General features: G+C 66.4%; 6 protein-coding genes. All 6 read right to left on the minus strand.

Annotated elements, in window-relative coordinates:
* A partial coding sequence (locus AHiyo1_RS10830) for a DNA glycosylase AlkZ-like family protein (RefSeq protein ID WP_445286207.1) occupies window positions 1–3798 on the minus strand: 3798 nt, incomplete at its 3' end.
* Window positions 3765–4136 carry a DEAD/DEAH box helicase gene (locus AHiyo1_RS28235; protein WP_445286208.1) on the minus strand — a complete coding sequence of 124 codons (372 nt, stop codon included), beginning with the start codon at window positions 4134–4136 and terminating at the stop codon, window positions 3765–3767. The genes AHiyo1_RS10830 and AHiyo1_RS28235, both read right to left, overlap by 34 nt.
* A 52-nt stretch (window positions 4137–4188) precedes the next feature.
* On the minus strand, window positions 4189–4827 hold the full coding sequence (locus tag AHiyo1_RS10835; RefSeq protein ID WP_084784462.1) for a DUF4232 domain-containing protein: 639 nt from the start codon (window positions 4825–4827) through the stop codon (window positions 4189–4191).
* Window positions 4828–4932: 105 nt separating this feature from the next.
* Window positions 4933–5661 (minus strand): YcnI family copper-binding membrane protein, encoded by a 729-nt coding sequence (locus AHiyo1_RS10840; protein ID WP_059388571.1) that lies wholly within the window; start codon window positions 5659–5661, stop codon window positions 4933–4935.
* Between the two features lie 85 nt (window positions 5662–5746).
* Window positions 5747–6370, minus strand: a complete 624-nt coding sequence (locus AHiyo1_RS10845) for a hypothetical protein (RefSeq protein ID WP_059388572.1) — start codon at window positions 6368–6370, stop codon at window positions 5747–5749.
* Between the two features lie 139 nt (window positions 6371–6509).
* The coding region (locus tag AHiyo1_RS10850; RefSeq protein WP_084784463.1) for a cation:proton antiporter at window positions 6510–7473 on the minus strand (964 nt) is incomplete at its 5' end.

Genomic DNA, 7473 nt, shown 5'->3' on the forward strand with positions numbered 1-7473 from the left:
CGTGATGCGGCCGGCCCACACGAGGTCCCACAGGGCAGCCACCACGGCATCGTCGCTAAGGACCGCGTCCATGCCGCCGGCAACATCGGTGAGTTGCCGGAAGAAATAGGCGCCCCCGCCGGTCTGCAGGTATTCCAGAAGGCGGAGTTGGGCGTCGCCGGGCTCGAATTCGGGGTCCGGGTTGAGGGTGAGCTCCGCGGCTTCGGCCACATGGAGACTGATCCACCCGTCGTTCCCGGGCAACGAGCCAGCCCCTGACCACAAGACTTCGCCCGCGGCCATGAGCTCGTCCAACATGGCCGGTTGGTAATCGGAAATGCGGCTGGCCAGCACCAAAGGCTCCCACGCCGACGCCGGAACAGGCACGCCGGAGAGCTGATCGATGGCGGTCATGATGCCGTCGAGCCCGCGCAGCGCCGGGGCACCCCTGCCTCCAGAAGAACCAGGACGGCCGGCCGAGGGCACGGATACGTTTTGCCAGGTGGGGAGGAACCGGCCGTACGCGGCAGCGTCCACCGGCTCCACTTCGGCGCGCAGTGCAGCAAGCGAACGACGCCGGAGCTTGCGCAGCACTTCGGAATCGCACCACTCGCTACTCAATGGGACTCCGCGGAGCGGAACAGCCGGGAGTTCCGGTGCCTCCAACAACTCCGGGCCCTCATCGGGAACCGTGGCCGGCGCACTCGGGTGCGGGCGGAACTCGCCCTCCACTACGCGGCCGTCCGCGGCCAGGCGTTTGAGCGCAGTGCTTACGACGGCGACACCCAGTCCCAACCTCGAGGCGGCTTCCTCGGCCGTGAAGGGTCCGTGGGTTCGTGCGTATCGGGAGACCAGGTCCCCGAGCGGATCGTGGACGGGTTCGATGAAGGCGAGCGGCACTCCCATGGGCAGCGGAACCCCGATGGCATCGCGGAGCCGGGCCGCGTCCTCGATAGCGGCGAATCGTTCAACGCCGCTGAGCGTCACGGTGAGGGCGCGGTTGGCCTTGCGCAGCGCCGCCAGATGCGATGCGGCCAGATGCGATCCCGCCGCCAGTTGCGACGCGGCCGGATCCGCGGAAGCTTCCACTCCTTCGGGCTGCAAACGGGCCGCCACTTCTTCGACGCTCAAGGGGCCGAGCAGGCGCAGCAAGTCCGCGACGCCTTCCATCCCACGGACCAGCCGGTCCGGTGCGAGCCGCTGGAGCTCGAGCTCGGTGGTCTCAATGACCTTCGCGTCGAGGAGTTCGCGTAGTTCCACCCTGCCCAGGAGCTCGTTGAGGAGCGTGGAGTCGAGGGCCAAGGCAGCGGCCCTGCGTTCGGCGAGCGGTGAATCGCCCTCGTACAAATACTGGGCCACATACCCAAAGAGCAGCGATTTGGCGAAGGGTGAGGGCTGCTGCGTGGTGGTCTGAACCAAGCGCAGTTCCCTGCGCTCGATCGAAGCTGCTATGTCTTTCAACGCGGGGAGGTCGTAGACGTCCTGCAAACACTCGCGCACGGTTTCGAGCACGATGGGGAAAGACGGGTACTTCTTCGCGACATCCAGCAATTGCGCGGAGCGTTGCCGTTGCTGCCACAGCGGCTGCCTTTTCGCAGGGTTCTGGCGCGGCAACAACAGGGCGCGCGCAGCACACTCGCGGAAGCGGGAGGCGAACAAGGCACTCCCGCCAACCTCCGCCGTCACGATCTGCTCAAGCTCCTCCGGGTCGAACAGGAACAGCTCGGCCCCCGGAGGTTCGTCCTCCATCATCGGGACCCGCAGCACGATCCCGTCGTCGGCGGCCATCGCGGAACCGTCCAGCCCGTAGCGCTGCTGGAGCCGCTGCCCGACGGCGAGTGCCCACGGTGCGTGGACCGGCATGCCGAAGGGGCTGTGCAGCACCACGCGCCAATCGCCGAGTTCGTCATGGAACCGTTCGACCACGAGCGTCCGGTCATTGGGGACCACTTCCGTGGCCTGCCTCTGTTCGCCCAGATACTGGATCAGGTTGCCGGCGGCGAAGTCGTCCAGTCCGCTGGCCTTGCAGCGTTCCAGTGCCGGCTCTTGGTCCGAGGCGGAAAGCTCACGCACGAATGCTCCGAGGGCGCGGCCGAGATCCACCGGCCGGCCCAAGGAATCGCCCTTCCAGAAGGGGAGTTTTCCGGGCTGGCCGAAGGCGGGCGAGACAAGGACACGGTCGTGCGTGATGTCCTCGATTTTCCAGCTCGTGGCGCCCAGGGCAAAGATGTCGCCGACGCGTGATTCGTAGACCATTTCCTCGTCGAGCTCGCCGACGCGTCGGCCGCCTTTGGCAGCGCGCGACGCCGGACTGGGCTCCTGTGCGGACCCTGGACCGGCCTGGCTGGAACCGGAGCCGGACCCAGAACCGGTGCCTTCGCTCTCGGTGCCGATGATGTACACGCCGAAGAGCCCGCGGTCCGGGATAGTTCCGCCCGAGGTGACGGCAAGTCGCTGTGCTCCGGGGCGGCCCTCGATGGTGCCGGCATTCCGGTCCCAGATGATGCGCGGCCTGAGTTCGGCGAATTCGTCCGAAGGATACCGGCCAGCCAGGAGATCCAGGGTGGCTTCGAAAGCTGAGCGGGGCAGGGTGGCGAAAGGAGCGGAGCGCCGAACGGTGGCGAACCATTCCTCGACATCGATGCTTCCCAGGGCGGTGGCGGCGACCGTTTGTTGGGCGAGGATGTCCAAGGGGTTGGCTGGAACGTGGAGGCGTTCGATCTTCCCGCTCAGCATGCGTTCCACAGTGATGGCGGTGTGGACGAGGTCTGCCCGGTGCTTGGGGAAGAGTACGCCTTCTGAAATCTCACCTACTTGGTGCCCGGCGCGGCCAACCCTTTGCAGTCCGCTGGCCACCGACGGCGGCGACTCGACCTGGACTACAAGGTCCACGGCACCCATGTCGATGCCGAGTTCCAGGGACGACGTGGCCACAACGCACCGCAGCCGGCCGGACTTGAGGTCATCCTCGATGAGTGCCCGCTGGTCCTTGGACACGGAACCGTGGTGCGCGCGGGCCAGGACCGGATCGGCGCCGCTCGTGCTGCCGGCCTGGGCCATCATGTGCGCCGGAGTCGCCGTCGAGGACGGTAGCCCCGAGTCCAGCGCCGAATCCGCCGCGGCGGAAAACACATCCACCGCCATGAGTTGGCGCTCCGCGTAGATCTCGTTCAATCGGGCTGTGAGTCGCTCCGCGAGGCGCCGGGAGTTCGCGAACACAATGGTGGACTGCTTCGACAGCACAAGGTCGACGATCTTCTCCTCGACATGCGGCCAAATGGACGCTTGCGGTTGCAGTCCGGAGGCCGGCCCGGAGTCGAAGGCGCCCGCGGCTCCCGCCAGGTCGGACATGTCCTCCACAGGAACGCTGACGCTGAGGTTCCAGTTTTTGTGCGACGGTGGTGCGACGATTTCCACGGGTGCCGAACCGGCGAGAAACTGTGCGACGAGCTCGCGCGGCTCCACGGTAGCCGAGAGGCCGATCCGTTGGGCGGGTTTCGGCAGCAGCGCATCGAGCCGTTCCAATGACACCGCGAGGTGTGCGCCACGCTTGGTGCCTGCAACGGCGTGGACCTCGTCGACGATCACGGTGTCCACCTCGCTGAGCGTCTCCCGGGCTTTGGACGTCAGCATGAGGAACAAGGACTCGGGCGTGGTGATGAGGATGTCCGGCGGGTGGCTGAGCAGCGCGCGGCGGTCCGCCGTCGTCGTATCTCCTGAACGGACTCCGACGCTGACCAGCGGGGCCGGCAACCCGAGCCGTTTTGCGGTTTGCGTGATGCCGATCAGCGGCGAGCGGAGGTTCCGTTCGACGTCCACGCCGAGGGCCTTGAGGGGCGAGATATACAGGACTCGGGTCTTGCGCTTGGGAGCTTTGGCACGGGCGGTTGTGCCTCAAGTTCCGGAAGGGCGTCCGCCGAAGCAAGCGGGGACACGGACAAGAGCCGGTCCAACGCCCACAGGAATGCTGCGAGCGTCTTGCCGGAACCCGTGGGCGCAACCACAAGGGCGTGCGATCCCGAAGAAATGGCCTTCCATGCACCGTCCTGGGCAGGGGTGGGCGCGGAGAAAGCACCAAGGAACCACTCGCGCGTGGCACGGCTGAAGCGGTCCATGGCTGAATTGCCAGGACCGCCCGGTAGCTTCTGCTCCTGCATTCCTCCATCATGCCTCACGGCACCGACACAATAAGGAACAGCGCTGGACCGCCTACCCCGCCTGGAACGCCTGGACGGTCAGGAGATTGATATTGGTGTTGCTGCAAGCCGTGTATTGCTGCGGGATGAACAGCGAAGCGGTGTCCTCGGGTGGGTAGACCCGGAAGCCGGCGGCTGGGGCCTGGGTGCACTCGGGGTAGTTCCCGGCCTGAGTGTAGCGGAGTTGGGCGAAACCGGCCTTCCCCGGAGCGAGGAGCACTTGCGTCACAGGCTGGGAGTCGTCGCGCGCGGCAGCCGCGCCGATCGGATCGCCCGCGGGTCCCGACGTGAGTGAGACGCCCGGGAAGCCATTGAGGACGCAGGGTTGCGTGCCGGAGTTGGTCAGGATGAGTTTCATGTAGACGCTCCCTGCCGCTCCGCCCCCTGTGGAGTCGACAGATGCTGTCAGCGAGCCCGCTTTGCAGAGAGCGACGCCTGATGGCGTCGTCCCGGTGCTCGATGGCGTGGCGCTGCCGCTTGAAGTAGGAGTACTTGAGGCCGAGGCCGACGGTGACGACGAGGCCGACGCCGTGTCGCTGGGTACGGCTGATCCCGAGGGCTGGGCCTGGGTTTGGAAACAGCCGGAGAGCAGGAATACCGAGGCTGCTGCCATCGTGAGCAGGAGACCGTTCTTGACTCGCATATTCGTCATGCGCTCAGCTTTTCGTCGTCATTTGCCGGAGTCAACTGCGGCGCGGCAGCGGCGCCGGATTGGCGTCCGGATCGTAATGTTCCGGACGCCGACCCAACGGAGCCGTTACTTGGAGACTGATGCCTTGGCGGAACGGCTGCGGAAGAAGGCCGCGCCACCCAGACCCAGCCCTGCCACGCCGGCGATCAGGCCGGCCCAGCTGCGCGCCTGTGAGCCGTCGTCGGTCACGGAAGCTACCTGCTCGGTGGAGATGGACGCAGCCATGTGGGTGTCACCCGCGGCCGGATCTGCGGCTGTGACGGCCACCGAAGGAGCCGGAGCCTTCAGCGAGTGCGCGTCCTGGCCGTCCTTCGGGATTTCAGCCCAGTTCGTCTGCCCTTGCTCGCAGTTCTGGAGCGTGGGGAAGTAGAGGGTCTTGCCAGCGGTGTCGGGCAGCTTCACGGACAGGACCAGCGCGTCGCGCAAGTGCGGGTCCAGCGGAGCCTTAGCCGTGTAGACGATCTGGCTGGTGCGTTTGGTGATCGATGTGCCGTCGGCCAGTTTCTTGGGTTCCGGCAGCGTCTGCGTCACCTTTTCGACTGTCCAGTTGGGGTTCACCGTGGGCGTGGCGTCGGTCAGTTCCTCGGGCAGGTTGATGGTCAACTTGGTGGTGCCTGAGGTGTCGCAGCCGTGCGGGACGCCGAACGTCAGCAGGGCATACGAGTTGGCCGTGGTCTTGTCCGGGTTGATGGAGACGTGGGCAGATGCGCCTGCGAGGCCGGCCATCATCAGTGCGGCGGTGCCGCCCGCGATTGCGGTAGCGGAGAGGGCGCGGCGGAGTGAGGACTTGTTCATGGTTGTTGCCTTTCAACGGGCGCGCGAAGGCGCGCCAAAGTGAGGGGATGTGCCCGTCACCAGTTGAAGGCGGCGCCGGGCGGAGTCAGGAGGGTACGACGACGGCGGGCGGGCCGCGTCTGCTGTCTTGCCTGAGGTTCCGCCACGGGCGGGGGATGAATACGGCAGGTGCGCTGAACGCAACAGCTGCGTTGCCGGCGTCGGGCCTGAAGATCAGTCGGATGAGCTGCAGGAGGGGACGAAGCCAGGCCTCGAGCTGCCACAGTGCCTGCTCGCCCTTGGCCAGGAGCAATGCCGAAGCGGCAGTGGCGAGGGCGTGCCCCGTCAGCATCAACCAGCTGAGGGGAGTGTCGACCTCGTGAAAATGGACTGTTTCAGTGCCCAGCGGCGGGGAGAGGTGTTCAGCCGCCAAGTGGTGTGCTGGTGAGCCCGGAGCCGGAACAGTGAGCGGACCGAATGCCGTGAAGGCCTCGTGCAGGAGAAGCTGGCCGGCTCCCAGAAGCGCGGCAATGACCGGGAATCCGAGCTTGAACCGGGTGGCAAGAGTGGTGACGAGCCCGGTCAATGCAAGGACGGCCAACAGGACCGGAGCGACGGGAAGCGCACCCCCGGAGAGGACATGGGCACCTGCCGCGAGGACAACAATGGCGACCGCCAGGGCCACCGAACGCATGGCATGGAAGGGCGTCCGGGCATGCGATGCGCGCACGGGTTCCTCCCTCGGTGGCGTTCAAGCGGGTGGTCGACAGTCCAGCTCGGTCTGGTCAACCCCGCAATTCTACCGGTGGTTCGTGGCCGTGCCGCTGTCGGATGGGTCGTGTGACGGGGTCATGCTGCGGGTATGGGAATCAGGCAGTTATCGCCGGACCACCTTCGGAGGGCTTGCCTGCCGGGCCTTTGCCGGATTGTCCTTTGCCGGCCGGCCCCCCGCTCTTTGGCCCCTCACCCGCGGATTCCGGAGCGGCTTCCGAATATTTGCGTGCCGCCCGCGAACCCGCGATGGTGCTTGCCCCAATGCTGATGAGGGCCCCGAGGATCATAGCGGCGGCTTCTCCCGGTTCCAGCAAGTGCAATTGGGAGCCGATGGTGGCGGCTGCAACCGGCACTCCCAATTGGGACGAGGCCAGTACTGCGAGCGGCAGGGGCTGGCCGAGGGCCCGGATGCTTCCGTGCACCAGCAGTGTTCCAAAGCCAAGGCAGATCCCGAGGAGGATCATGCTTGGGCTGCCCGCGAGGGTCCTTAGGTCGAGCGATGCACCCAGCCAGACGAAGAAGACCGGCCCCAGGAAACCGTCGCTCACGGCGAAGAGCTGGTGCGCCAGGCGACGGGGTTCGCCCACCGCGGAGACCACCAGGCCGAAGGAGAACCCGGCCAGCATGATGGAGACGTGGCCGAGGACCGCGAGCCCTGAAAGCGCGAACAGCAAGGCCAGCTGGATCCGCAGTTCCAAGGCGAACTTCCGGTCTTCGGATATGTCGTGTAACCGTCCGCGGTTGCCGCTGTTCTCCAGCCAACGAAGCACGAAGAACAAGACCAACGCGCAAGCCGCGACGACGGCTGCCCCGACCGCTGCCCGGCCGGCGTTCGGCGGGTCAACGGCTAACGGAAGCGCCACAATGCAAGCGATATCAGCGATCGCCACTTGCGCCGTCGTCGTCAGGACCTTCGGCCCTGTCAGCCGAAGCGAGTCGACGATCGGCAAGACCAACGCTGCTGAGGAGGATGCGAGCAAAACGATGTAGAGGGGAGCATGTCCGGTGCCGAAGGCTAAAGCGATGACGACTCCGACGACGGCGGCCAGCACCGCGGCG

The organism is Arthrobacter sp. Hiyo1 (assembly GCF_001263615.2).
Lineage (GTDB): Bacteria > Actinomycetota > Actinomycetes > Actinomycetales > Micrococcaceae > Arthrobacter.

Bases quoted from the DNA above. Each gene is read 5' to 3' on its own strand.
- AHiyo1_RS10835 (WP_084784462.1), bottom strand. From the start codon at position 4,827: ATGACGAATATGCGAGTCAAGAACGGTCTCCTGCTCACGATGGCAGCA.
- AHiyo1_RS28235 (WP_445286208.1), bottom strand. From the start codon at position 4,136: ATGCAGGAGCAGAAGCTACCGGGCGGTCCTGGCAATTCAGCCATGGAC.
- AHiyo1_RS10840 (WP_059388571.1), bottom strand. From the start codon at position 5,661: ATGAACAAGTCCTCACTCCGCCGCGCCCTCTCCGCTACCGCAATCGCG.